This is a genomic window from Sphaerotilus hippei, from assembly GCF_003201595.1.
Lineage (GTDB): Bacteria > Pseudomonadota > Gammaproteobacteria > Burkholderiales > Burkholderiaceae_C > Sphaerotilus > Sphaerotilus hippei.
Map to the genome: position 1 here is coordinate 147,862 of NZ_QJJS01000004.1, position 24,359 is coordinate 172,220.

The window sequence follows — 24,359 nt, forward strand, 5'->3', positions numbered from 1 at the left end:
CTGCTGACCGGCCTGACGCTGGCGGTGGGCGTGGCCACCTGGGTGTTCTCGCCCATCAAGTTCCAGGCCGACATGGGCCTGCTGCTGGCCTTCATGTTCCTGTGGAACATGCTCGGCGCGCTGGTGCTGCTGCCCGCGCTGGCCCACTGGCTGCTCCGGCCGCTGGTGAAGGCCGCCGCGCCGGTGCCGGCCGCGGCCGGCACGGGGGGGATGCAGATGGCGAGGACATGATCCGTAAAAGATGCTTTTTATTAAAAAAGCATCGTATATGATTCATGCATGGATGCTGAAACCCTTCTCTCCACGCTGGGCACCCAGTTGCGGGCTGCCCGTCAGTCCCGCGGCCTGACGCAGGCGCAGCTGGCCGAGCGAGCGGGCCTGACGCGGCTGAAGATCGGTCAGGCGGAGGCGGGAGCGGGCACGGTGTCGGCCGCGGCCTACGCGAAGATGGCGGCGGCCATGGACCTGGGCTTTCATCTGCTGCCGGTGCGCCGACCGACGCTCGATGAGCTCGAGGACTTCCTGGGATGAGCGTGAGCCTGCCCGCGGCGGCCTTGTCCGTGACGACCCCGGAGGGCCCTGCCGGCGTGCTGGCGCGTGACCGTCAGGGGTATGTGTTCACCTGCAGTGCGGGTGCGAGCGCTGCGGTGGGGGTCTCGCTGACCATGCCCGTGCGCTTGCGTCCGTACGAACGGGCGGGGCTGCATCCGGTGTTCCAGATGAACCTGCCCGAGGGTTTTCTGCTGGAGCGGCTGCGCCATCGACTCGCCAAGGCCACTGCAGCCGATCCGCTGCTGCTGCTGTCGGTGCTGGGGGGCGAGAACGCGGTGGGCCGCCTGCGTGTGGCCATGCCTCTTGCCCCGTCCAGCACCGGCATGGGCCCGCAGCAGACGGAAACCCTGTCGTCCCTGCTGGCCCATCGGGGGGCCGAGGGCTTGTTCGATCGCCTGGTGGATCGTTACCTGCTGCGCTCCGGACTCAGCGGGGTGCAGCCCAAGGTGCTGGTGCCCACGCTGATCGAGACTCCTGCTGCCGACCGGTCCGGCGAGTCCGTCTCTCCCGCCTCGAAGGCGTCGGTCCTGACCCGGGATCTGATCGTGAAGTCCGGCCTGGGTGAGTTTCCAGGCCTGGCGATCAACGAGTTCATCTGCATGACGATGGCCGCGCGAGCGGGCATCGAGGTGCCCGAATTCCATCTCTCCGATGATCGGCGGCTGTTCGTGATGCAGCGATTCGACCGTCGCGGCGACGGGCAGCTCATCGGTTTCGAGGACATGGCGGTGCTGGCCGGTCGGGATGCGAGCGACAAGTACAAAGGCAGCTACGAGATGGTGGCACGACTCGTCCAGGCCTTCTGCGCAGCGCAGCACCGTGTCGAGTCCCTGCGGCGCCTGTTCGACATCGTGGCGCTGTCTTGCCTGGTCGGCAATGGTGATGCCCACCTGAAGAACTTCGGTGTGCTGTATGACGGCGTGAGCGACGAGATGGCCGGCTCCGTCCGCCTGGCGCCGGCTTTTGACATCGTCAACACCACCTGCTATCTGCCCGAGGACAGTCTGGCGCTGGAACTGGCCGGCGGTCGCAGCCTGTTCGCCTCACGTCAATCCCTGCTGGATTTCGCCCCCGCCTGCCTGTTGACGCCACGCCAGGCCCGTGCGCGCATCGTGCGCCTCATCGAGGCGGCCCATGACGTGATGTTCGAGTTCGACGAGCTGGCCGCAGAGGTGCCCGGTTTCCGGTCGACGCTGCAGCGCCGTCTGGAGCTGTTCGGGCAGACCTTCCGTGCGCCTGCGGCCGGTTCCGGGCGATCCTGACCGGCTCAACCGCGCTGCAGCTCCGGTGCGCGGTAGACCAGCACCTTCAGCGCCCGCTCGGGGGACACGTCCGCGAACTCCGGCGGGTTCTCGACCCGCTGCACGAAACACAGCTCGGGGGCGAGTTCGTGCATCTGGTCCTGCAGGAAGGCCAGCCCCAGCTCGGGCGCGTTCAGGCACAGCAGCGCGTGGCCGCCCGGGGCGAGCAGGTCGGGCAGGCGGCGCATCAGGCGGGCGTAGTCCTTGGTGGCGACGAAGCTGCCTTTCTGGTGGCTGGGCGGGTCGAGGATGATCAGGTCGTACGGGCCGCCGCGGCTGATCTTGCCCCAGGTGGTGAAGATGTCGTGGCCCAGGAAGCTGGCCCCCGCCGCCAGTCCGTTGAGCGCATGGTTGCGCTGCCCGATGGCCAGCGCCCCGCGGCTCATGTCCACGTTGACCACCTGCCGCGCACCCGCCTGCAGCGCCACCACCGAGAAGGCGCAGGTGTAGGCGAACAGGTTCAGCACCTTCATCCGGGCGCGGGCGGCGACATGGCCGCGCACCCAGCGCCGGCCCTCGGCCATGTCCAGGAACAGCCCGTGGTTCTGGCCGCGCAGCACATGCACCCGGTACCGCGCGCCCTGCTCGAGCACCTCGTGCGGCTCGGGCACTTCGCCGGCCATCAGCCGGGTCTCGCCGTGCCCGGCGTGGCGGCACTGGTAGACCCAGTTCAGCGGCTGTCCGGGCGCCAGCTGCTGCCAGCGTGCCTGCAGCGCCGCCTGCACGGTGGCCAGCGCCTCGTCGGTCATCGGCTCGAAGCTGGTCAGCACCCAGACCGGCGGGAAGGCGTCGAGCGCCCACTGCTCGCAGCCCGGGTGCAGGCCGCCCCGGCCGTGGAAGATGCGGCGGGCGTCGGTGGGCAGCGGAGCGCAGGCGATGGCGGTGAGCAGGGGCAGCATGGGGTGGAGCGACACGCTGCAGAGGCAGGGGCCGGGGCGGGTTCCAGGGAGCGCGATGGTAGTCCGGTGCCGATCACGTCGGATTCCAGGCGGATGTGACGGGGGCTGCAGCCCCTGATGGCGCCAGGAAGATCAGGGTATTCCCTGATGATTTGCCGATCTTTTCCTGCCGAAACCCACTTCATGCACCTGCCGCGCGTCCGCAGCGTTCGGCGGCAGGCTCCCTGCCCATCCACTTCCTGCCCGAACCGCCATGACCGCGACCCAGTTGAATGCCCTCGCCTTCGACCAGCCTGAGCTGCTGTCTGCCCTCGATGGCCTGGACGATGCCGCCCTCGACGAGGTCAGCTTCGGCGTGATCGGCTTCGATGCCGAGGGCGTCGTCAGGCGCTACAACAGCACCGAATCGCGTCTGGCGGGCCTGCGCCCGGAGCGGGTGCTGGGCCTGCAGTTCTTCGGCGTGGTGTCGCAGTGCATGAACAACTACCTGGTGGCACAACGCTTCGAGGACTGCCTGGCCCAGGGCGAGCCGCTGGACGCGATGCTGGACTACGTGCTGACGCTGCGCATGAAGCCCACCAAGGTCAAGATGCGCCTGCTGTCGCATCCGGCGCATGACATGCGCTACATCTGCATCCTGAGGTGAGCGCCATGTGCCCCACCCATGGTGATGACCGGGACGTGGATGCCGTCCCGATGCCCGACCCGGACGAGCCTTCGCTGGAGCAGGATCACGAGGCGCTGCTGGCCTTCCTCTACGCCGCCCCGGTCGGCCTGGTGCAGATCGACCCGCGCGGCCAGGTGGAGCTGATGAATGCGGTCACCGCGATGCTGCTGATGCCGCTGTCCCTGCAGCACGACTGCGGCATGGACAACCTGTTCCACCTGCTGCGCCCCCTGGCCCCGGACCTGAGCGAACGTGTGGCCGCCCTCGGCCCCCGCCAGGGCCCGGTGTGTGACGACCTGCGGCTGCTGCTGTCGTCACCGGGCGAATCCCCCCGGTACGGCTCGCTGCGGCTGATCAAGCTCGACGCCCAGCGCCTGATCGCCACCATCACCGACATCACGCAGCAGGTGATGGCCGAACAGGGGCGGCTGCAGGCCGAGGAGCGGCTGCGTTTTGCGCTGGAGGCGGCCCAGGTCGGAGACTGGTCGCTCGATCCGGACAGCGGGCGCCTGCAGGGCTCTTCGCTGCACGACCGCTGCTTCGGCCCCGAACCCCTGCCGGCCGACTGGAACCTGGACGCCCTGCTGGAGCGTGTCCACCCCGACGACCGGGCCGCCGTCCAGCAGGGCCTGGAGAGCGCGCTGCGCGAGAGCAGCGCCTGGCGCAGCGAATTCCGCGTGCGCTGGTCCGACGCCAGCGTGCACTGGCTGGCCCTGCACGGTCGCCCCTTGCAACGCCCTGGCGGGGCCGTCCAGCTGGCCGGCGTGGTGCTGGAGACCACCCCCGAGCGCGAGGCCGACACGATGCGCCAGCGGGCCCGCGAACTGGAGGCCGACAACCGCAGGCTGTCGGACGCCAGCCGGCTCAAGGGCCAGTTCGTCGCCACGATGTCGCACGAACTGCGTTCGCCGCTGACCTCGATCATCGGATTCACCGAGCTGCTGCGCGGTGGCGTGGCCCCGGCGGGCACGGCCGAGCACGACGAGTGCCTCAACCACATCGCGGGCAATGGCCGGCATCTGCTGCAGCTGATCAACGACGTGCTCGACCTGTCCAAGATCGAGGCGGGCAAGTTCGAGTTCAGGCCGGCGCCGCTGGACCTGGCTCGGCTGGCGACCGAGGTGCGCGACACCATGGCGCCGCAGTGGAAGGGCCGACGGCAGGACTTCGAGCTCGATCTGCCCGAGGGCCTGGACGGGCTGCACCTGGACGCGTCACGCCTGCGCCAGGTGCTCTACAACCTGGTGTCCAACGCCATCAAGTTCACGCCGGAGGGCGGTCGGGTGGTGCTGCGTGCACGGGCCCTGCCGCAGGACCGGTTCGAGCTGGAGGTGTCCGACACCGGCATCGGCATCGCCGCGACCGATCTGCCCCTGCTGTTCACGGAGTTCCACCAGCTCGACAGCGGGGTGGCCCGCACACACGCGGGCACCGGACTCGGGCTGGCCCTGACCCGCCGCATGGTGCAGGCCCAGGGGGGCGACATCAGCGTCGAGAGCGTGCTGGGCACGGGCACGGTCTTCCGTGTCCGCTTGCCGCGCCGGCATGCCGACGGCGCTCAGCAGGCGTCCACCTCCCTGTCGTGACGCAGCAGGTTGGGGGGTTAACCCCCAACCTATTGACGCCATCGAACGGAAAAATGGAAGAAAACCATTTAGTGAATGGTTTGACCCTCGGTAATCTCCGGGACATCGCACAAGCCGAGGCGCACCGTCCGGATCCTTGAACCGGATCAAGCGCCCGCCGCATCCGGAGACCGACATGATTCCCGTACCGATGGTGCCCCCGGGCCGCCAGGGCGCAGCCTGGCCCGCCGACCCTTTGCTTCCGCCTTCGCCTTCGACCGAGCTTCGGCCATGCCGCCGCCGCGTGCTCGCCTGGCTGGCCGCGGGGCTGGCCGGCACGGGTGCCGCGGCCCGTGCGGCCGATGCGGGGCCGGTGCCACCGCCTTCAGCGGGGGCGATCGGCTCCGCGCTCCAGCGCCCTGCCGTGAGCACTGCGCTGGGGGCCCGGTCGGTGCTGCAGGGCGCCGCACAGGCGGGCCGCCGCCTGGTGGCGGTGGGGGAACGGGGCCTGATCCTGGTGTCGTCGGACGACGGGCAGTCCTGGCAGCAGCGGCCCTGTCCGGTCAGCACCGGCCTGACGGCGGTGCGTTTCGCGGACGACCTGCACGGCGTGGCGGTGGGCCATGGCGGCGTCGTCCTGAGCACGCAGGACGGTGGCCAGCAGTGGCGCCTGGTCCTGGAGGGGCTGCAGGCGGCCCGGCTGGAGCGGGAGGCGGCCCGGGCGCGTGGTGACGCGGCGGCGCTGCGGTCGGCCGAACGCCTGGTGGCCGACGGTGCGGACAAGCCCTGGCTGGACGTGCTGACGAGTGCGCCCGGGCGGCTGCTGGCCGTGGGCGCCTACGGCCTGGCCCTGGCCAGCGGCGATGGCGGCCTGACCTGGACGAGCTGGCGCGACCGGCTGGACAACCCGCGCGAGCTGCACCTCTACGGGGTGCGCCAGCGGGGCGAACGGCTGCTGATCGCCGGCGAGCAGGGCCTGGTGCTGCTGTCGGGGGATGGCGGGCGCAGCTTCCGCCGCCTGGTGCTGCCGTATGCCGGCAGCTTCTTCACCGCCGAGCTGCCGCCGGACGGCAGCCTGGTGGTGGCCGGCCTGCGTGGCAACACCTGGCGCTCGACCGACGGGGGCGCGAGCTGGCAGGCGCTGGCCGCGCCGGTGCCGGTGTCCATCGTCGCCTCGGCGCTGGCGCCCGACGGGGCGCTGCTGCTGGCCAGCCAGGCGGGCCAGGTGCTGCGTGCCGCCCCGGGCGAGCTCGCCTTGCGGGCGCTGCCGCTGCCGCCCCAGCCCCCGCTGACCGGGCTGCTGCCGCTGGCCGGGGGCCGGCTGCTGACCCTGTCCATCCTGGGGGCTCGACGCCTGAGCCTGTCCGACGCCGTGGCGCCTGCGCCTCACTGAAGCCCTGTTGCCGCCTGCCATGACGTTCACCTCCGCCGTTTCGCCTGCCGTCTCGCCCGCCACTTCGCTGGCCGGCTTCGACCCCCGTTCGGGCTCGCTGGTCGAGCGCGCCCTGTTCAATCACCGCGGCCTGGTCGTGCTGCTGTGCCTGCTGGTCACCGTGCTGCTGGGCTGGCAGGCCACCCGGCTGCAGCTGGGGGCCAGCTTCGAGAAGACCATCCCCACCCACCACCCCTACATCCAGAACTACCTGGCCCACCAGGGCGACCTGAGCGGGCTGGGCAATGCGGTGCGCATCGCCGTGGCCAATCCCTCGGGGGACATCTACGATGCGGCCTACCTCGAAACCCTGCGCCAGCTCAGCGACGAGGTCTTCCTGATCCCCGGCGTGTCGCGCCTGCAGATGAAGTCGCTGTGGACGCCCTCCACCCGCTGGGTGGGGGTGACCGAGGACGGGCTGGAGGGCGGGCCCGTCATCCCCGACGGTTACGACGGCGGTCCGCGCAGCCTCGAGCGGCTGCGCGCCAACATCGCCCGCTCCGGCGAGATCGGCCAGCTGGTGGCGCTGGATGGCCGCTCCAGCGTGCTCTTCGTTCCGCTGCAGGCCCGCGACGCACAGGGCCGGGCGCTCGACCATGCGGCGTTCGCGCAGCGTCTGGAGGCGCTGCGCGAACGCTACGAGTCACGCGGCGTGCGGCTGCACATCACCGGTTTCGCCAAGATCGTCGGGGACCTGATCGATGGCGTGCGGGCGGTGCTGGGGTTCTTCGCGCTGGCGGTGTGCATCGCGGCCGGCATGGTCTACGGCTATACCCGCTGCGTGCGCTCGACCCTGCTGGTGGTGCTGGCCTCGCTGGTCGCGGTGGTGTGGCAGCTGGGCCTGCTGCCGGCGCTGGGCTACACGCTCGACCCCTACTCGATCCTCGTGCCCTTCCTGGTGTTCGCCATCGGCATGAGCCACGGCGCGCAGAAGATGAACGGCATCATGCAGGACATGGGCCGCGGCATGCACCGGCTGGTGGCGGCGCGGTTCACCTTCCGGCGCCTGTTCCTGGCGGGCCTGACCGCGCTGCTGGCCGATGCGGTCGGCTTCGCGGTGCTGCTGCTGATCGACATCCAGGTCATCCGCGAGCTGGCCGTGGCCGCCTCGCTGGGCGTGGGCGCGCTGATCTTCACCAACCTGATCCTGCTGCCCATCCTGCTGAGCTACGCCGGCGTGAGCCCCGCGGCGGCGCGCCGCAGCCTGCGTGCGGAAGCGGCGGCCCGGGCCGCCAGCGGCGACCTGAGCGAGAACAGCGGCCGCTTCAAGCCCGACGCCGGCCTGTGGGCGGTGCTGGACCGCTTCACCCAGCGGCGCTGGGCGCTGGGCACGGTGCTGGTCTCGGCCCTGCTCGGTGCGGGCGGCTGGGTGATGAGCACGCAGCTCAAGATCGGTGACCTGGACCCCGGCGCGCCCGAGCTGCGCGCCGACAGCCGCTACAACCGCGACGTGGCCTTCATGAATGCGGCCTACGGCGCCGGCAGCGACGTGCTGGCGGTGATGGTGAAGACGCCCGACGGGCAGTGCTCGCAGCTGTCCACCCTGAACCGGATCGACGCGCTGGAGTGGCAGCTGCGCCAGCTGCCCGGGGTCGACAGCACCCAGTCGCTGGCCCTGCTGAACCGCCGGGTGCTGACCGGGCTGAACGAGGGCAACCCGAAGTGGTACGAGTTCCTGCCCAACCAGGACATGCTCAACACCGTCACCGCCGGAGCCCCCCGCGGCCTCTACAACGACGGCTGCAACCTGCTGGTGCTCAGCGTCTTCCTGCGCGACCACAAGGCCGACACCCTGGCCGGCGTGGTGCGCCACGTGGAGGCCTTCGCCGCGGCCAACGACACGGCGGACGTCGAGTTCCAGCTTGCCGCTGGCTCGGCCGGCATCGAGGCGGCCACCAACATCGTCGTGCACCAGTCGTGGACCCGCATGCTGGTGCTGGTCTATGCGGCGGTGGTGCTGCTGTGCCTGGTCACCTTCCGTTCCTGGCGCGCGGTGGTGGTGGCGGTGCTGCCGCTGCTGCTGACCTCGGTGCTGGCCGAGGCGCTGATGGTGGCGCTGGGCCTGGGCGTCAAGGTCGCCACCCTGCCCGTCATCGCGCTGGGCGTGGGCATCGGCGTGGACTACGCGCTCTACATTCTCAGCGTCACGCTGACCGAGCTGAGGGCCGGCCGCAGCCTGTCGCAGGCCTACCACCGCGCGCTGCTGTTCACCGGCAAGGTGGTGATGCTGACCGGCCTGACGCTGGCGGTGGGCGTGGCCACCTGGGTGTTCTCGCCCATCAAGTTCCAGGCCGACATGGGCCTGCTGCTGGCCTTCATGTTCCTGTGGAACATGCTCGGCGCGCTGGTGCTGCTGCCCGCGCTGGCCCACTTCCTGTTGAAGCCGGCGGCGCGGTCCGTGCCCGCCGTGGCCCCGCCGCCGGCTGCGGGCCGCGCCCCGGGCGCCACCGCCGCCGTGCCCCAGTGATGCGGACCGCCCGGCCCGCTGCCATGCCCACCCCTGCCCGACGAGACCCCCCCATGACCCCTCCCGAGAGTTTCCGCGGCCGTGCCGCCCTGATGGCAGCTCACTGCGCCGGCATGGTGGACCTGGTGGCCCTGCCCGTGTGGGTGGGCACGCTGGTGTCGCAGTTCGGCCTGGCGCCGCAGCAGGCCGGCCTGCTGGCCACGCTGTTCCTGGCCGGTGCGGTGGTGGCCAGCCTGGTGGTGGCGCCGCGCATCGCCCGCCTGCCCGGGCGCCGGGTGGCCAGCCTGGGTTATGCCGTGGCAGCGGCCGCGTTCGCCGGCGTGGCCCTGGGCGTGGTGCCGGCCAGCGTGCCGGGCAGCGAGGCCGCGTATGCCTTGCTGGCCCTGCTGCACGCGGTGGCCGGCGTGTCGGCCGGGGCCGCCCTGAGCGTGACCCACGGCACCATCGCCCGCAGCGCCCGGCCGCACCGGCTGTTCGCGCTGGTGGGCATGGCCCTGGGGGTGTTCGCCATCCTGTTCATGGGGGCCACGCCACCGCTGGTGGCGGCCCACGGTGGGTCGGTGCTGTTCATGGTGTTCGGCGGGGTGATGGCCGTGGCCGCGGTGGTCTGCGCCGTGGCGTTTCCGCAGACCGAGGAGCCCGCCGCCGCCCCTTCGCCCGCCGGCTCCCGGGCCGACGTGGCGGCGCCCCGCGCCCCGCTGCCGCCGGCCGTGTGGGCCGGCATGGCGGGCCTGGCGGCCATGGCGCTGGTGCAGGCCATGACCTTCAGCTTCCTGGAGCGTGTGGGGGACCACCGCGGTTTCAGCGCCGAGGCGATCACCGGCGTGCTGGTGGCCCTGGGCGTGGTCAACCTGCTGCCCGCGCCACTGGCAGCATGGCTGGAAAGGCGCCTGCCGGCCCGGTCCGTGCTGCTGGGCGGGGCGCTGCTGCAGGCGGTGCTGGCCATCATCATCATGACCGCCACCGGCCTGCTGCCCTACGCGGCGGCGGCCTCGGTGTTCGCGGCGGTGATGATCTTCACCCACACCTTTGCCTTCGGCGCGCTGGCGCAGATGGACCGCTCGGGTCGTGCCCTGGCCGCCACCCCCGCCATGCTGATGGTGGGGGCCGCGCTGGGTCCGATCCTGGGCGGCACGCTGGTGCAGTTCCTGGGCTACGGCAGCCTGGCGGTGGCGGCCCTCGTCATCGGCCTGGGCGCCTTCACCTGCTTCCTGCGGCTGCGCATCCGCCCGCCCGAGCCGGGGCTCGCCCGTGCCCCGGCCGGCCCGCTGGGCGTTGCCGCCGACGCCCACCCGCGCTGAACGCCCGCGCCTGTCCGCCCATGCCCACCCAGGAGCCCCGATGACGACCTCTCGCCGTCCCCCCCGCCCCGCGCGCCGCCTGATCGACCTGTCGATCCACCTGGAGAACGACGTGCTCTCCGACCCGCCACCGCTGGCGCCCAGGATCACCTACCAGAAGCACCAGGACACGCTGGCCGAGTTCATGGCCATGATCCCCGGCACGAAGGCCGAGGACTACCCCGACGGCGAGGCCGCCGCGGCCGAGTGGGTGACCTGCACCACCCACAGCGGCACCCACCTCGACGCGCCCTGGCACTTCCACTCCACGCAGGATGCGAAGAACGGCGGCAGCCGGCCCTCGATCACCATCGACCAGGTGCCGCTGGACTGGTGTCTGCAGCCCGGCGTGAAGCTGGACTTCCGCCACTTCCCCGACGGCTACGTGGCCACGGCGGCCGACGTGCAGGCCGAGCTCCAGCGCATCGGCTGGGAACTGCAGCCGCTGGACATCGTGCTGGTCAACACCCGCGCGGGCAGCCGCTACGGCCACGACGACTTCGTCAGCGCCGGCTGCGGCATGGGCCATGAAGCCACGATGTACCTGCTCGAGCGTGGCGTGCGCCTGACCGGCACCGACGCCTGGAGCTGGGATGCCCCGTTCATCCACACCGCCAGGAAGGTGGCCGAGACCGGTGACAAGTCGCTGATCTGGGAAGGCCACAAGGCCGGGCGCGACATCGGCTACTGCCACCTGGAGAAGCTGCACAACCTCGAAGCCCTGCCGCCGCACGGCTTCACCGTCAGCTGCTTCCCGCACAAGATCCGTGGCGCCAGCGCCGGCTGGACCCGCGCCGTGGGCATCATCGAGCCGTGAGTCCCGACATGAACTTCCCGTCCATCCATCGCGTGGTCACCGGCCACGACGCGCAAGGCCGTGCCGTGGTGGCCAGCGAGGGCCCCTTGCCTACCGTGGTGGAGCTGGACGCCTTGCCCGGCACGGTGTTCCACGAGGTCTGGTCCACCCAGGCCAGCCCGGCCTGGGTGGACAACGGCGCCGACCCCACCGTGGGCGCGATCCGGCTGCCACCGCCCGCCCGGGGCACCCGCATCCGCTTCGTGGACATCCCGCCCGACACCGACGACTTCCTGGCCCACGGCGCTGCCCGCATGCAGGCCGCCTTCGCGCAGATCGGCGATGCCGCTGCCTCCACCGTGCAGGCCGGCTCGCCTCACCCGCTGATGCACCGCACCGAGTCGGTGGACTACGGTGTGGTGATCGCGGGCGAGTTGACCCTGGTGCTGGACCAGGGCGAGGTGCTGCTCCAGCCGGGCAGCGTGGTGGTGCAGCGCGGGACCCAACACGCCTGGGCCAACCGCAGCGTCCGGCCCTGCCGCATGCTCTTCGTTCTGGTGGACGGGCGTTACGACCCGGCCATTGCCGCCGCACTGGGCGGCACCGCCGCCGGGCACTGAACGAGATCACCCCCATGTCACCCCTCTTCTCCTTGACGGGCCGAGTGGCGCTGGTCACCGGCGGCACGCGCGGCCTGGGCCGCGCCATCGCCGAGGCCTACGCCCACGCCGGTGCCCGGGTGGTCATCAGCAGCGAGGACGACGCCGCCTGCGCCCGGGCCCAGGCAGAGCTGCAGGCCCGGGGCCTGGCCATCACTGCCCACGCCGCCGACGTGCGCGACGACGCCGCCCAGGCCGCGCTGGTGCAGGCCACCGTGCAGGCCCATGGCGGGCTGGACGTGGTGGTGGCCAACGCCGGCATCGGAGACCCCATGCAGGGCAGCCTGGCCCCCGGCCCCGAGGCCTACCGCCGGGTGATGGACATCAACCTCGACAGCATCGTGCGCCTGTGCGCGCTGGCCGTGCCGCACCTGAAGGCCCGGGGCGGCGGCAGCCTGATCCTCATGTCCAGCCTGTCGGCCGTGCGCGGCAACAAGGCGCTGGGCCCTTATGCGCTGGCCAAGGCGGCGCTCTCGCAGCTGGCCCGCAACCTGGCTGTGGAACTGGGGCCGGACAACATCCGCACCAATGCCATCGCCCCCGGCTTCATCGCCACCGAGCTGAGCAGCCCGCTGCTGACCGACGCCGCCTTCATGGCCCGCCGTCTGCAGATGACCCCGCTGCGCCGTCCGGGCAGCCCCGAGGAAGTGGCCGGCCCCGCGCTGCTGCTGGCCAGTCCCGGCGGGGCCTTCATCAACGGCCAGACGCTGGTGGTCGACGGCGGCACGCTCATCACCGACGGCAGCTGAGACGTCCGTGTATGCGCCATGCGAGATGGCGTCGACTTTGAAGGCGAGTTTGGCGTCATCACCGACGCCGTTCCCATGGGCTGCACCCGCGCGCAGGCCGCCGGCCACATCCGCCTGCTGGTGCTGATCCACGACCGGTCGCTGCGCCGCATTGCCCCGGTGGAGATGAAAACCGGCTTCTGCTGGGTGCAGGCCAAGCCCGCTTGCAGCGTGGCCTCCATCGCCGTGATGCCCGACGAACTGGGCCTGGCCAGGCGCGACGGGTGCGTGCAGATGCACCCGCAGGTGGACTGGAACGGCCAGCGCTTTGGCCTTCGGTTTTGACCAGTTGGTGGCCCACGCGGTCTACAGCCGCGAGCTGGTGCCCGACACCGTCATCGGCTCGGGCACCGCCAGCAGCGAAAGCTACCGCGAGGTGGGCTCCTCGTGCATCGCCGAGCGCCACGCCATCGAGTTGATGGATGAAGGCGTGGCCCGCAATCCCCACATGGCCTTCGGCGACAAGGTGCGCATGGAAGCCAGGCTCGAGGACGGCCTGCCGGGGCCGTTCGGGGTGGTGCAGCAGACCGTGGCCAGATCGCCTGTACAGTCCTGATCCCCTGTGTGCCGTCCGGGCCGACGCCCGGGACATTGGCCTACAGTGCCACCACCAGGCGAGTGGATTTCGCCCGTGAGCAGCAGGGCGTGAAGCAGCGGTTGTCGGCGCGCTCCTGCGGGGTCAGGTACTGGTCGCGGTGGTCAGGTTCGCCAGCCAGCACGGGCAGCACGCAGGTGCCGCAGATGCCTTGCTCACACGATACCGGCACGGTCACGCCGACTGCCGCCAGGGCCTGCACGGCGGTCTGGCCTGGGGCCACGGGCACCACCCTGCGGCTGTGAGCAAGTTCCAGCTCGAAGGGCATGTCGGTGCTGTCCGTGGACGGCGAAGGCCTGATGCCGAAGGACTCCACCACGATCTGCGCCTCTGACCAGCCGTGGCGGCGTGCCGTGTGAGTGGCGGCTGCGATGAAGCCGCCTGGGCCGCAGAGGTAGAGCTGGGCATGCGTGGGTGGCGAGGTCAGAACCCGGTCCAGGTCCAGTCGTTGGGTTGCCGGTCCGTCGTCATGATGCAGCTGCACATGTGGAGCCAGCCGGCCTGCCAGAAGCAGCTCGCGGAACGGCGTGCGTGCGGCCGAACGCGTGGCCACATGCAGGGTGAAGGGCTCGTCGGCTTCGTGCAGCGCCTGGGCCATGGCCAGCAGCGGCGTCAGGCCAATGCCGCCGGCCAACAGCAGGCGAGGTGGTGTGGTCGGGCCCGCGCCGGGGCGCAGCGCAAACAGGTTGCGTGGTGTGCTGATGGTCAGCAGGTCGCCCGGATGCAGTTGCTCGTGAACCGCTGCCGAGCCGCCACGCGAGGCCGGGTCGCGCAGCACGGCAATCAGGTAGCGGCTGGTCTCGCCGGGAGGGTTGCACAGCGAGTACTGGCGCACCCAGCCACCAGGCAGATACAGGTCGATGTGGGCCCCGGCAGCAAACGCAGGCAGGGCATCACCGAGAGCTGCCACCAGCTCCAGTGCGCAGATGTCCTGTGCCACCATGGTTTTGCTGCTCACCCGCACCTGCAATCGGAGTCGGCCAGCATCGGTCGCGCTCATGCGGCAGCCCCCTGAGCACTGACCGTCCGGGCGGTTTGCGCGGCGTGCTCTTCTCGGATGAGCTGGTCCAGCACTCGGCGCGCACGCACGGCTGCAGCGTCGCCTGACAGCAGCACGGGCTGGTTCTCCCAGAAGCCGGCCTGGCCCATGGCCGCCTGCTGCACCTCCAGCATCGGCAGGTCCTCGGCCTCAAAAGGTACGCGCAGGCTGGCCGTCTGTCGTCGAGCCAGCTCGGCCCCCAGCGGGCCCATGGATCTGGGGAAGGCGATGCCGAACCAGTAGTGGGTGCTGGTGGCTGTCTCAGGGGTGAACAGGTGCGGCAGGAAATTCTGTCGGCCTTCGCTGCGCGGCTGGCCTGTGGGCGTGGCGCCAGCGTCCAGAAGCAGGTTGGCCGGGGCGTTCCAGCGCACGTCGATCCAGCGGTCGACCCTCATCCCATGGGGCAGGTCCATGGCCTGATACAGGAAGTCAGGCATCACCTCATCGTGTGTCTGGCGCAGCGAGTACACCGTGTGGCCCTCTTGCCTGACCTCTGTGCTGGCGTGCTTGACCGCGCTGCTGCCCAGGGTACCGGGATGAAGAAACTCGATGTGGGAGAGGTCCAGGATGTTGTCGGTCTCCAGCACATAGTTGGCCTGGGCGTGCAGGTAGTCCTTGCCCACATGCCAGTGCTCGGGGTCCAGGCAGGAGAAGTCGGGAATCAGGGCGGCGTCGGCCTGGCTGGTTTCACCCATCCAGATCCACAGCACGCCATGGCGCTCCACCAGCGGATAGCTGCGCACCTGTGCTGCCGCGGGGATCCTGCCGTCACCGTGAGGGTTGAGGGTACAGGCGCCCGAGCCTGCAAATCGCAGTCCGTGGTAGGCGCACTCGATGGCCTGCCCGTCATCGCACAGCCGCCCCCTGGACAGTGGCACGAAGCGGTGGGGGCAGCGATCTGCCAACGCATGGGCCGTGCCATGCGCGTCGCGGAAAAACACCAGTTTCTGGTCCAGCAGCGTGCGCGCCAGCAGGGCACCGGGTTTGAGCTCTTCGTCCCAGGCTGCCATGTACCAAGTGTTCATGAGGTAAGCCATGTGGTCTCCGTGTTGATCAAAATTAATGTGAACACCGTTCACTTTAGGGCGAATCTCCCTTCTGGACGCAGCGGGTTTTCCCGGGCCGGATCAGGCGAGGAGAATCCGTCCATGTCTTCCAAGATGCACGACCAGTTCCCTGCCGGGTCGACCCCCGAACGGCAGTCGCCGGCAGTCAAGCCCCGTTCAGTCAAGGTGAGCGATACCGCCGATGCCCTGAACCCTGAGGCTGCGGTGCGCCCCTACCACCACGGTCAGCTGCGTTCGAGCGCTCTGCTGGCCGCTCGGCAGGTGGTGACGCAGCAAGGCCATGTGGCCGTGTCGATGCGCGAACTGGCTCAGCAACTGGGCGTGGCACCCAGCGCCCTGTACCGCCACTTCGCCGATCGCACCGCACTGCTGCTGGAACTGGCGGACCAGGTCCACGCCGAGCATCTGGTCCAGTTGCAGGTGTTGCAGGCCACCGCGCCCGATGCCTGGACCGCCCTGGAGGATGCTGGCCGGCACTTTCTCCGTTTTGCACAGGCCCAGCCTAGGATGTTCCGCATGATGTACGACGATGCGGTGATCAACGCCCCTCGTACCGAGGCCGACTCGCCGTCCCTGGAGCTCACCTATGGCCTGTTGCTGGATCTTGCCGCCCAGGCCTGGCCAGCACTGAAGCCACAGGCGCTGCGCCAGCGCCTCATCGCCTACTGGTCAGCCCTGTTCGGCTGCGCCACGCTGGGCAGCCACAGCCTGCTCAAGCCCTACATGTTGATCGGGCTGGAGCCGGCTGCCGTCGAGGATGCGGTGCTGGCCATGGCCATGGGGCCGCGAGTGGCCAGAGGCTGAGCCGCCGCCAGCTGGCCGCCGTCCTCAGGTGTGGGTGTGGGGATGGTGGCCCGGCGTCGGCAGCAGGCCGCCCTCGGCGGCGATCTGCGCATCCAGCCGCCGCACGGCGGCGCGGAACAGGTCCAGCAGCCACACCAGGCCCGGGTCCTGGCTGCGGTACTTGTGCCACTGCACCGACTGGGGCATGGCCGGCAAGGCCACCGGCAGCGGCCGGATGGCCAGCGGCCAGGCCAGGCGCAGCACGTGGGCCATGCGGGCGTGCACGGTGGCGATGAAGTCGGTGCCCACGACCATGGCCGGCACCGAGCCGAAGCTGTGCGTGAGCACCGCGTAGCGGCGCTGGATGCCGGACTGGCGCACCAGCATGGCCTCGTAGCTTTCCGACTGGCCGGCATTGGGCGGCACCATCATCACGTGGCGCGCGGTCTCGTAGCGCATGCGCGTGAGCGTGCCCTGGGCCAGCACGCTGCCCTGCCACACCACGCAGACGAAACCGTCCTCGTACAGCGTCTCGCAGGGGTGCTCGGGCGAGGTGAAGCGGTGCGGGATGATCAGCAGGTCGGCCTCGCCGCGCTCCAGGTCACGCTGCGGGTTGTTGACCTGCGGGCGGAACTCGATCTCGGCGGTGCAGCCCTGGGCCTGCGCCAGGCTCATCAGGTGAGGCCCCAGCACCAGCTGGGTGTAGTCCGAGGCGATGATGTGGAAGCGCCGGCTGGTCTGGGCCGGGTCGAAGCGCGGCTGGGCGGCGATGGTGCTGTCCACCCGCATCAGCACGTCGCGCACCGCCCCGCGCAGGCCTTCGGCACGCGGCGTGGGCTCCATGCGCCGGCCCACCTGCACCAGCAGTTCGTCCTCGAAGTAGTCGCGCAGCCGGGCCAGCGCATTGCTGGTGGCCGACTGGCTGAGGTTCAGCCGCTCGGCGGCGCGGGTGATGCTGCATTCGTCGAGCAGGGTGTCCAGAGCGACCAGCAGGTTCAGGTCCAGGCGGTTGAAGCGCATGTGCGGGGTCGGGCGCAGGCCCGTCCGGAAGGGGGCTGGCGGGCCGGCGAGGTGCTGGCGGGCAAACCCGCAAAGCATTGACCGGATCGATTCGAGAAGTTCTTGCAAACCATTTTGCAGAAAGGTTGATCCTTCGTAACCTCTCGTTCACCCGATACCGCCACCTGCGCCGGCTTCCCCGCCGGCCACGGATTCCACCCCGCGGAGCGGTCCGCCCTGCCACCCGCAGCAGGACGGATCGCCCCGATGCCCCGATGCACCGGGGCCCAGCACGACGGCCCTGCAGCGCCTGTGCCACCTGACGTGGCGCCGGGGCGCGGGCGCAGCCTTGCCGGCAGAGCGCGGATCGGGCCGACCGCACCGCACAGGAGACAAGCGAGCATGACAAGCCATCCCCGACCCCGCCGCCACCTGCTGGCCCTGGCCGCCCTGCTGGCCGGCGGCGCCCACGCCTTCGAGATCGACACCGGCAGTGAAGACTGGTCCGTGCGCTGGGACACCGGCGTGCGGCTGAGCACCAAGGTCCGCACCGAAGCGGCCGACCCGGCGCTGCGGGATTCGTTCCGCCAGCTGGTGCCTGGGGTGGCGGCCTCGGCCTTTCCGCAGGCGCTGAACTTCAACGCCGGCGACCAGAACTTCCAGAAGCGCGGCATCGTCTCGGAGCGCCTGGACCTGCTGACCGAGCTGGATGCCATCTGGCGCCAGGACTTCGGGGTGCGGCTCAGCGCGGCGGCCTGGTACGACGCCAAGCTGCACGGCAGGACCCGGGCCGACAACGACGCGACCATCGGCCAGACCCCCCACAACGAGTTCCCGGCCCGCACCCGGCGCCTCTCGGGGCGTGATGGCGAGGTGCTGGATGCCTTCGTCTTCGGCGGCTGGCCGCTCGACGGCGGCGCCAAGGTCACCACCCGCCTGGGCCGCCATGCGCTGCAGTACGGCGAGAGCCTGTTCTTCGGCGACAACGGCGTGGCCCGCGCCCAGGGACCGATCGACATCGACAAGCTGCTGGCTTCGCCCAACGCGCAGTTCAAGGAGATCGTGCGACCGGTGCCGCAGCTGTCGGCGCAGTGGCAGCTCTCGCCCACGCTGTCGCTGGGCGGCTACCTGCAGTTCCAGTGGGAGTCCGACCGCCTGCCGTCGGCGGGCAGCTACTTCTCCAGTGCCAACATCCCCTGGGGCTCGAGCCAGTCCGAGCGCGTGGGCATCAGCGACGCCACCACCCACGCGGTGCTCACCAACTACCTGCTGGCCGCCGGCGAGGACCAGCGGCCGAGCGACAGCGGCCAGTTCGGCATGCAGCTGAAGTGGCGCCTGGACGAGAGCGACCTGGGCTTCTACGTCGCCCGCTACCACGACAAGGGCGGCCAGCTCTACGGCCGGCTGGCGACGCTGCCGGGGGCACAGGCCGACAGCGGCGGCCAGTGGTTCTACGTCTTCCCGGAGGCCATCAAGGTGGCCGGAGCCAGCTTCTCCACGTCGCTGGGTGACTTCAACCTGGCCGGCGAGGCCTCGGTGCGCGACGGCATGCCGCTGCACATCGTCAGCAACCACCTGTACGGCTTCTATCCCGGCCAGGCCCGGCCGCGCCATGCCACCGGCCGTACCGCGCACCTGAACCTGTCCACGCTGGCCACCTTCGGCCCCGGCCTGCTGGCGCAGGAGTCGACCCTGGTGGCCGAGCTGGCCTGGAACCGCCTGCTCAGCGTCGACGATCCCGACCGCACGATCACGGCCGGGCACGGCCGCACCCGGGATGCCACCGCGCTGCAGCTGGTCTACACGCCCAGCTACCGGCAGGCCCTGCCGGGCGTGGACCTGAGCGTGCCGGTGGGCCTGCGCTACACGCTGGACGGGGCCTCCTCGGTCACCGCCTGGGATGCCCGCGGCAACGGCATGCTGACGCTGGGCCTGGAGGGCAACGTCGCCAACACCTGGCAGTTCGCCGTCACCTACACCCACTACCTGGGTGATGCCGTGCCTTTTGTCGACTACCGCCCCGCCGCCAGCGGGGGACAACCCATCTTCGGCCGTGGCAACGCCCTGGCCGACCGCGACCACCTGGCCCTGAGCCTGCGCCGCACCTTCTGAATCCGAACCTTGCCTGGAAGCACTGCCATGACGATCCGCCCTCTCCTGATCACCGGCGCCCTGGCGCTGGCCACCGCCTCGGCCGGTGCCGCCGTCAGCGCCGACGAGGCCGCCCGCCTGAAGTCCGACCTGACCCCGCTGGGGGCCGAGAAAGCCGGCAACAAGGACGGCAGCATCCCGGCCTGGACCGGTGGCCACACCACGGCCATCCCGGGCGACAAGCCCGGCGGCCGCCGTGGCGACCCGTTCAAGGACGAGAAACCGCTGTTCAGCATCACCGCCGCCAACGCCGCCAGCCATGCCGACAAGCTGACCGACGGCACCCAGGCGATGCTGAAGAAGTCCCCCGGCTTCCGTGTCGATGTGTACAAGACCCACCGCACCGCTGCCGCGCCTCAATGGGTGTACGACAACACCTTCAAGAACGCCACCCGCGCCAGCCTGAAGGGCGATGTGCCGCAGGGCGCCTTTGGCGGCGTGCCCTTCCCGGTGGCCAAGACCGGCGCCGAAGTGATGTGGAACCACATGCTGCGCTGGCGCGGCACCAGCGTGCAACTCAATATCAACCAGTACCAGCTGACCAGCGACGGCCGTTCGGTGCTGACCACCGACGGCGTGATCGAGCAGCAGCTGCCCTACTACTTCCAGGACAGCTCGGCCGAGAAGCTGGCCGAGAGCAACGAGTTCTGGATGATCCGCCTGAAGAACCAGGGCCCGCCGCTGCGTGCGGGCGAGGCCATCGTGGGCCGCAACCAGATCGATGGCGCCAAGGACCAGGCCTGGGTCTACCTGACCGGCCAGCGCCGCGTGCGCAAGCTGCCCAACCCCTGCTGCGACACGCCCACCCCGTCGGCCGCCGGCGTGATGAGCTTTGACGAGATCGAGACCTGGACCGGCCGCATCGACCGCTTCGACTGGAAGCTGCTGGGCAGGAAGGAGATGTTCATCCCCTACAACGGCAACAAGCTGCTGCAGCCCAAGACCGACGCCGAGGTCATCACCGGCGTGCACCTGAACCCCGACCACGTGCGCTGGGAACTGCACCGCGTGTGGGTGGTGGAAGCCACGCTGCGCGCCGGCCAGCGCCACCAGGCGCCCAGGAGCCGCTACTACTGCGACGAGGACACCTGGGCTTGCGTGCTGGCCGACCGCTGGGACGCCAACGGCCAGCTGTGGAAGACGCTGTGGTCGCAGACCCTGGTGGCGCCGGACCTGCCGGGCACCGTCATCGGCGCCTTCGGCTTCACCGACCTGATCTCGGGCTCGGGCTTCGCCGGCAACCTCTACAACGCCAAGGGCGGCCAGTACGTGGTGAAGCCCCGTTTCCCCGACAGCACCTTCACGCCCGACGCCCTGGCCGGCGAGAGCGTGCGCTGACCCTTTTTCCCACCCTTTGAGCTGACTCAAGAAAGCCCTCCTGGCATGTTCAAGTACTTCCCCACCAACTACGTCTGGAACCTCTCGGTCGATCTGGCCATCGAGATGGGCGCCAAGATTGGCGAGATCGAAGCCATGTGCTCACCGCTGCAAGAGGCGGCCAAGGCCCCGGACGCAGAGGGCACCCGTGCCTTCCGTGAAACCTGGGTGCACATGGCCGACCAGCTGTGCGAGCTGGCGACGGAGGATGAGCAGGCCGGGTGCCTGATCTCGGCCGGCGACAAGCGCAGCCGTGCCGCCACCTACCTGCTGACGGCCGAGCGCCTGCAGGCCCATGGCGCGCCGGGCCGGGCCGCGCTGTATCAGCGCTTCCTGGACCTGTTCGCCCAGGGCCTCCGGCTGAGCCACGAGAACTGCCAGCGTGTCGAGATCCCTTATGAAGGAAAGGTGATCTCGGGCCTGTACGTGCGGGCCGAAGGCCTGCCGCCTGGCCAGCGTGCTCCGCTGCTGGTGCAGGTCAACGGCCTGGATTCGACCAAGGAGATGAAGTACCGCGTCGGTCTGCCCCGCTGGCTGGCTCAGCGCGGCGTGTCCTCGCTGGTCATCGACCAGCCGGGCACCGGCGAGGCCCTGCGCCTGCACGGCCTGACCGCCCGCTTCGACTCGGAACACTGGGCCAGCCGCGTGGTGGACTGGCTGGAACAGCACGACGAGGTGGATCCGAAGCGCATCGGCTGCGAAGGCGTGTCGCTGGGCGGCTACTACTGCCCGCGCGCCGTGGCCTTCGAGCCGCGCTTTGCCTGCGGCGTGGTCTGGGGCGCCAACCACGACTGGCGCGATGTGCAGAAGCGCCGGCTGGAGAAGGAAGGCAACTTCCCCGTGCCGCACTACTGGGCGCATGTCTGCTGGGTCTGGGGCGCCAAGGACATGGACGACTTCATGCGCATCGCCGAGAACGTGCACCTCGACGGCGTGGTCGAGAAGATCCGCGTGCCCTTCCTCGTCACCCACGGCGAGAAGGACAGCCAGATCCCGCTGAAGTGGGCCCACCGCACCTACGAGCAGCTGGTCAACAGCCCGAAGCGCGAACTGAAGGTCTTCACCGACCGCGAAGGCGGCGTTCAGCACTCCAGCTTTGACAACTCGGCCAATGCCGGCGCCTGCATCGCCGACTGGGTGGCCGAAACCCTGGGCGGGCGCACCGCCTGAGCGCGCTTTCCGTCTGAGCACGCGCTCCGCCCCCCTCCTCCCCTTTCCGCCCCCTTTCCACCCCATTGCGCTTTCACGAGGACCCCCACCATGAACATCACCGGACTGGAGACCCTGGTCTTCGGCGTGGAAGACCTGGCCGGCTGCCGCCAGTACCTGCTGGACTACGGCCTGGAACCTTCTGAGCACGACCCCGACCGCCTGGAAGCCCTGGACGGCAGCGGCGTGGTGCTGCGCCCGGCCAGCATGGCCGGTCTGCCCGACGCGCCCCAAGGCTGCCCGCTGCGCAAAACCGTGCTGGGCGTGGCCGACGCCGCCACCTTGCAAGCCATTGCCGAAGAGCTGGGCCGCGACCGCGAGGTCAAGCGCCTGCCCGACGGCAGCATCGAGAGCGTGGACGACTCCGGCTTTGCCATCGGCTTCCAGATCAGCCAGCGCAAGCCGCTGCACCTGTTGGGTGAGGTCTCCAACGCACCGGGCTCGCCCATCCAGCGGGCGGCCAACCAGCTGGGCGTGGTGGCCGGGCGGGGTCGCATCCAGCCTCGGGCCTTGTCGCACATCGTCTACTTTGTGCCCGATGTGGCCAAGGCCGAAGCCTTCTACACCCAGCGCCTGGGCTATCGGGTGACCGACCGCTTTGACGGCGTGGGTCCCTTCATGCAGCCCGCTGGCTCGCTGGAGCACCACAGCCACTTCCTGATCGGCGCGCCTGCCTTCATGCAGGGCGTGGAGCACTTCACTTTCCACTTCGGTGGGCCCACCGAGGTGATTCAGAACGGCAACCGCTTCATCGAAGCCGGCTACCAGGCCTTCTGGGGGCCGGGCCGCCACATCTTTGGCTCCAACTGGTTCTGGTACTTCAACAGCCCGCTGGGCTGCCATGTGGAGATGGACGCCGACATGGACCTGCACGACAACACCTGGACCCCGCGCAACACCTCCATCAGTGCCGACGCCTCGCAAGCCTTCTTGCTGCGCCGGCGCGACAAGTGGATGCCCGGCCCCGGCACCTCGCATGACGGCGACTACGCCGCCTGACATGGCCGAGCCCACCGTGCTGTGCCGCGTGGACGAGCTGGCCGATGGCCAGGCCCGGGGCTTCGACCTGGCGGGCGATGGACAGGACCAGTTCTTCCTGGTGCGCCACCAGGGCCAGCTGCATGCGTGGCGCAATGCCTGCCCGCATGTGGCCGGCGCGCCGATGGCCTGGCGCCGCCACGCCTACCTCAGCGCCGATGGCCAGCAGGTAATGTGCCACGCGCACGGCGCCCGCTTTGAACCCGACACCGGCTTGTGCGTGCAAGGCCCCTGCCAGGGCCAGCACCTGCAGCGCGTGCCCCTGTGGGTGGACGAGGCCGGCCAAGTGCGCCTGACACCAGCACCGGCCCGCTGAACCGCTACCGCCCACCCCTGGCTACCTCACCCACAACCACCCAAGAGACAAGGAACTCACCATGACCGCAATCAAGAACGCCCTGGTGGTCGGCGGAGGTTTCTCCGGCATGGCCGCCGCCATCACCCTGCAGCGCGCCGGCATCGCCGTGGACCTGCTGGAGCAAGACGCCTCCTGGTGCCCGTTGGGCGCCGGCATCACTGTCAGCGGTGCCACGCTGCGCGCGCTGGAAACCCTGGGCGTGTACCCGCAAATCGCCGCCGCCGGGGCCCCCACCTCAGGTCTGGACCTCTACACCCAATCGGGCCAGCACCTGACCACGCTGCGCACTCCGCCGGTGATGGGTTCCAGCGTGGCCGACACCGGTGGCATCCTGCGTCCGGTGATGGCGCGCATCCTGGCCGACGCCACCCGCGCCGCTGGCGTGAACGTCACCCTGGGCCAGACCTGGACTGACCTGGAGCAATCCGACGACCAGGTGCATGTGCAGTTCAGCGATGGCCAGCGCCGCAGCTACGACCTGGTGGTGGGCGCCGACGGCGTGCACTCCAAGCTGCGTGACCGCCTGATGCCCGAAGTGCCGCCGCTGCAGTACATCGGCCAAGGCGTGTGGCGCGCCGTGGCCCGCCGGCCTGAAGGCCTGGAGCGTGGTGCCATGTGGTTCGGCCAGCACATCAAGTGCGGCGTCAACCCGGTGTCGGCCACGCAGATGTACGTCTACATCACCGAAGACCGGCCCACCAAGGAACACATCGACCCCGCCACCTGGCCGGCCGTGGTCAAGGGCCTGCTGGCGCCTTTTTCCCACCCGCTGGTGCAGGACCTGATCCCGCAGATGGACCTGCCCGAAGCCGCCATCGACTACCGCCCGCTGGCCAACCTGCTGGTGCCGGCACCGTGGAACCGCGGCCGCGTGGTGCTGATCGGCGACACCGTGGCCGCCACCACGCCGCACCTGGCCTCGGGCGCCGGCATCGGCATCGAGAGCGGCATCGTGCTGGGTGAAGAGCTGGGCCGCCACAGCGACCTGCAAGCCGCGCTCGACGCCTTCCACGCCCGCCGCTTCGAGCGCTGCCGCATGGTGGTCAAGAACTCCGAGCGCCTGTGCAAGATCGAGATCGACGGCGGCGACAAGGCCGAGCACGCGCAGATCATGCGTGACTCGCTGCTGGCCCTGACCCAGCCGATCTGAGCGTCGCCGGCCCCGCTGCGGCCCGGCGGCATCCACCCGTCGGCCGGCGGCGGTGCGGGGTCTGACCTGTTGATGAAATCAACAGCCCGTTTCAAAAACAATTGATTTTCTCGAACACTTGGTCTGA

General features: G+C 70.1%; 23 protein-coding genes and 1 pseudogene. 20 read left to right on the forward strand and 4 right to left on the reverse strand.

Annotation, left to right across the window (positions count from 1 at the left end):
• The 3 genes from C7444_RS20195 to C7444_RS05945 all read left to right on the forward strand — a co-directional run.
• On the forward strand, window positions 1-231 hold a 231-nt coding region (locus tag C7444_RS20195), incomplete at its 5' end, for a hypothetical protein (RefSeq protein ID WP_170130649.1).
• A gap of 48 nt (window positions 232-279) precedes the next feature.
• A complete protein-coding gene (locus C7444_RS05940) occupies window positions 280-531 on the forward strand; it encodes a helix-turn-helix transcriptional regulator (protein WP_110399917.1) in 252 nt (83 codons plus the stop codon).
• Window positions 528-1,814, forward strand: a complete 1,287-nt coding sequence (locus tag C7444_RS05945; RefSeq protein WP_245909426.1) for a type II toxin-antitoxin system HipA family toxin — start codon at window positions 528-530, stop codon at window positions 1,812-1,814. Before C7444_RS05940 ends, C7444_RS05945 begins: the two co-directional genes overlap by 4 nt.
• 5 nt (window positions 1,815-1,819) lie before the next feature.
• On the opposite strand, the gene C7444_RS05950 is transcribed toward C7444_RS05945, so the two are convergent.
• Window positions 1,820-2,752: a class I SAM-dependent methyltransferase gene (locus C7444_RS05950; protein ID WP_110400053.1), complete on the reverse strand. Its 933-nt coding sequence runs from the start codon at window positions 2,750-2,752 to the stop codon at window positions 1,820-1,822.
• A 253-nt stretch (window positions 2,753-3,005) separates the two neighbouring features.
• Here C7444_RS05950 and C7444_RS05955 point away from each other — a divergent pair, with 253 nt between their 5' ends.
• The 10 genes and pseudogenes from C7444_RS05955 (at window position 3,006) to C7444_RS20770 (ending at window position 13,022) form a co-directional block, all read left to right on the forward strand.
• Entirely contained in the window at window positions 3,006-3,398 is a 393-nt protein-coding gene (locus C7444_RS05955; RefSeq protein ID WP_110399918.1) for a PAS domain-containing protein, read from the forward strand.
• A gap of 5 nt (window positions 3,399-3,403) precedes the next feature.
• Window positions 3,404-5,005 (forward strand): PAS domain-containing sensor histidine kinase, encoded by a 1,602-nt coding sequence (locus tag C7444_RS05960; protein ID WP_110399919.1) that lies wholly within the window; start codon window positions 3,404-3,406, stop codon window positions 5,003-5,005.
• Between the two features lie 403 nt (window positions 5,006-5,408).
• Window positions 5,409-6,377 (forward strand): WD40/YVTN/BNR-like repeat-containing protein, encoded by a 969-nt coding sequence (locus C7444_RS05965; protein WP_211317492.1) that lies wholly within the window; start codon window positions 5,409-5,411, stop codon window positions 6,375-6,377.
• 19 nt (window positions 6,378-6,396) lie between these two features.
• A complete protein-coding gene (locus C7444_RS05970; RefSeq protein ID WP_110399921.1) occupies window positions 6,397-8,883 on the forward strand; it encodes an efflux RND transporter permease subunit in 2,487 nt (828 codons plus the stop codon).
• Between the two features lie 53 nt (window positions 8,884-8,936).
• A complete protein-coding gene (locus C7444_RS05975) occupies window positions 8,937-10,184 on the forward strand; it encodes an MFS transporter (protein ID WP_110399922.1) in 1,248 nt (415 codons plus the stop codon).
• Between the two features lie 40 nt (window positions 10,185-10,224).
• Window positions 10,225-11,040, forward strand: coding sequence for a cyclase family protein (locus C7444_RS05980; protein ID WP_110399923.1), 816 nt, complete (start codon window positions 10,225-10,227; stop codon window positions 11,038-11,040).
• Between the two features lie 8 nt (window positions 11,041-11,048).
• Window positions 11,049-11,639, forward strand: coding sequence for a cupin domain-containing protein (locus C7444_RS05985; protein ID WP_110399924.1), 591 nt, complete (start codon window positions 11,049-11,051; stop codon window positions 11,637-11,639).
• Window positions 11,640-11,653: 14 nt separating this feature from the next.
• Entirely contained in the window at window positions 11,654-12,427 is a 774-nt protein-coding gene (locus C7444_RS05990) for an SDR family NAD(P)-dependent oxidoreductase (protein ID WP_110399925.1), read from the forward strand.
• Window positions 12,428-12,442: 15 nt separating this feature from the next.
• A pseudogene (locus C7444_RS20765) lies at window positions 12,443-12,751 on the forward strand (fumarylacetoacetate hydrolase family protein); the annotation flags it as partial.
• 7 nt (window positions 12,752-12,758) lie between these two features.
• Window positions 12,759-13,022: a hypothetical protein gene (locus C7444_RS20770; protein WP_259372553.1), complete on the forward strand. Its 264-nt coding sequence runs from the start codon at window positions 12,759-12,761 to the stop codon at window positions 13,020-13,022.
• A 40-nt stretch (window positions 13,023-13,062) separates the two neighbouring features.
• Here C7444_RS20770 and C7444_RS06000 read toward each other — a convergent pair whose 3' ends face one another.
• Window positions 13,063-14,061, reverse strand: a complete 999-nt coding sequence (locus C7444_RS06000; RefSeq protein ID WP_110399926.1) for a PDR/VanB family oxidoreductase — start codon at window positions 14,059-14,061, stop codon at window positions 13,063-13,065.
• Entirely contained in the window at window positions 14,058-15,137 is a 1,080-nt protein-coding gene (locus C7444_RS06005; RefSeq protein ID WP_110399927.1) for an aromatic ring-hydroxylating oxygenase subunit alpha, read from the reverse strand. Before C7444_RS06005 ends, C7444_RS06000 begins: the two co-directional genes overlap by 4 nt.
• Before the next feature lie 111 nt (window positions 15,138-15,248).
• Here C7444_RS06005 and C7444_RS06010 point away from each other — a divergent pair, with 111 nt between their 5' ends.
• On the forward strand, window positions 15,249-15,971 hold the full coding sequence (locus C7444_RS06010; RefSeq protein ID WP_110399928.1) for a TetR/AcrR family transcriptional regulator: 723 nt from the start codon (window positions 15,249-15,251) through the stop codon (window positions 15,969-15,971).
• A 24-nt stretch (window positions 15,972-15,995) separates the two neighbouring features.
• Here the strand turns inward: C7444_RS06010 and C7444_RS06015 are convergent, their stop codons facing one another.
• On the reverse strand, window positions 15,996-16,970 hold the full coding sequence (locus C7444_RS06015; protein WP_110399929.1) for a LysR family transcriptional regulator: 975 nt from the start codon (window positions 16,968-16,970) through the stop codon (window positions 15,996-15,998).
• A gap of 381 nt (window positions 16,971-17,351) precedes the next feature.
• Here C7444_RS06015 and C7444_RS06020 point away from each other — a divergent pair, with 381 nt between their 5' ends.
• From C7444_RS06020 to C7444_RS06045, 6 genes are all read left to right on the forward strand, one after another.
• Window positions 17,352-19,061 carry a DUF1302 domain-containing protein gene (locus C7444_RS06020; RefSeq protein ID WP_170130650.1) on the forward strand — a complete coding sequence of 570 codons (1,710 nt, stop codon included), beginning with the start codon at window positions 17,352-17,354 and terminating at the stop codon, window positions 19,059-19,061.
• A gap of 27 nt (window positions 19,062-19,088) precedes the next feature.
• Window positions 19,089-20,438, forward strand: a complete 1,350-nt coding sequence (locus C7444_RS06025; protein WP_110399931.1) for a DUF1329 domain-containing protein — start codon at window positions 19,089-19,091, stop codon at window positions 20,436-20,438.
• A 45-nt stretch (window positions 20,439-20,483) separates the two neighbouring features.
• Window positions 20,484-21,647, forward strand: a complete 1,164-nt coding sequence (locus tag C7444_RS06030) for an alpha/beta hydrolase family protein (RefSeq protein ID WP_110399932.1) — start codon at window positions 20,484-20,486, stop codon at window positions 21,645-21,647.
• A gap of 90 nt (window positions 21,648-21,737) precedes the next feature.
• Window positions 21,738-22,685: a VOC family protein gene (locus C7444_RS06035; protein ID WP_110399933.1), complete on the forward strand. Its 948-nt coding sequence runs from the start codon at window positions 21,738-21,740 to the stop codon at window positions 22,683-22,685.
• A 1-nt stretch (window position 22,686) separates the two neighbouring features.
• On the forward strand, window positions 22,687-23,040 hold the full coding sequence (locus tag C7444_RS06040) for a Rieske (2Fe-2S) protein (RefSeq protein WP_110399934.1): 354 nt from the start codon (window positions 22,687-22,689) through the stop codon (window positions 23,038-23,040).
• Between the two features lie 61 nt (window positions 23,041-23,101).
• On the forward strand, window positions 23,102-24,232 hold the full coding sequence (locus C7444_RS06045; RefSeq protein ID WP_110399935.1) for an FAD-dependent oxidoreductase: 1,131 nt from the start codon (window positions 23,102-23,104) through the stop codon (window positions 24,230-24,232).
• The last annotated feature ends 127 nt before the right edge of the window (window positions 24,233-24,359 follow it).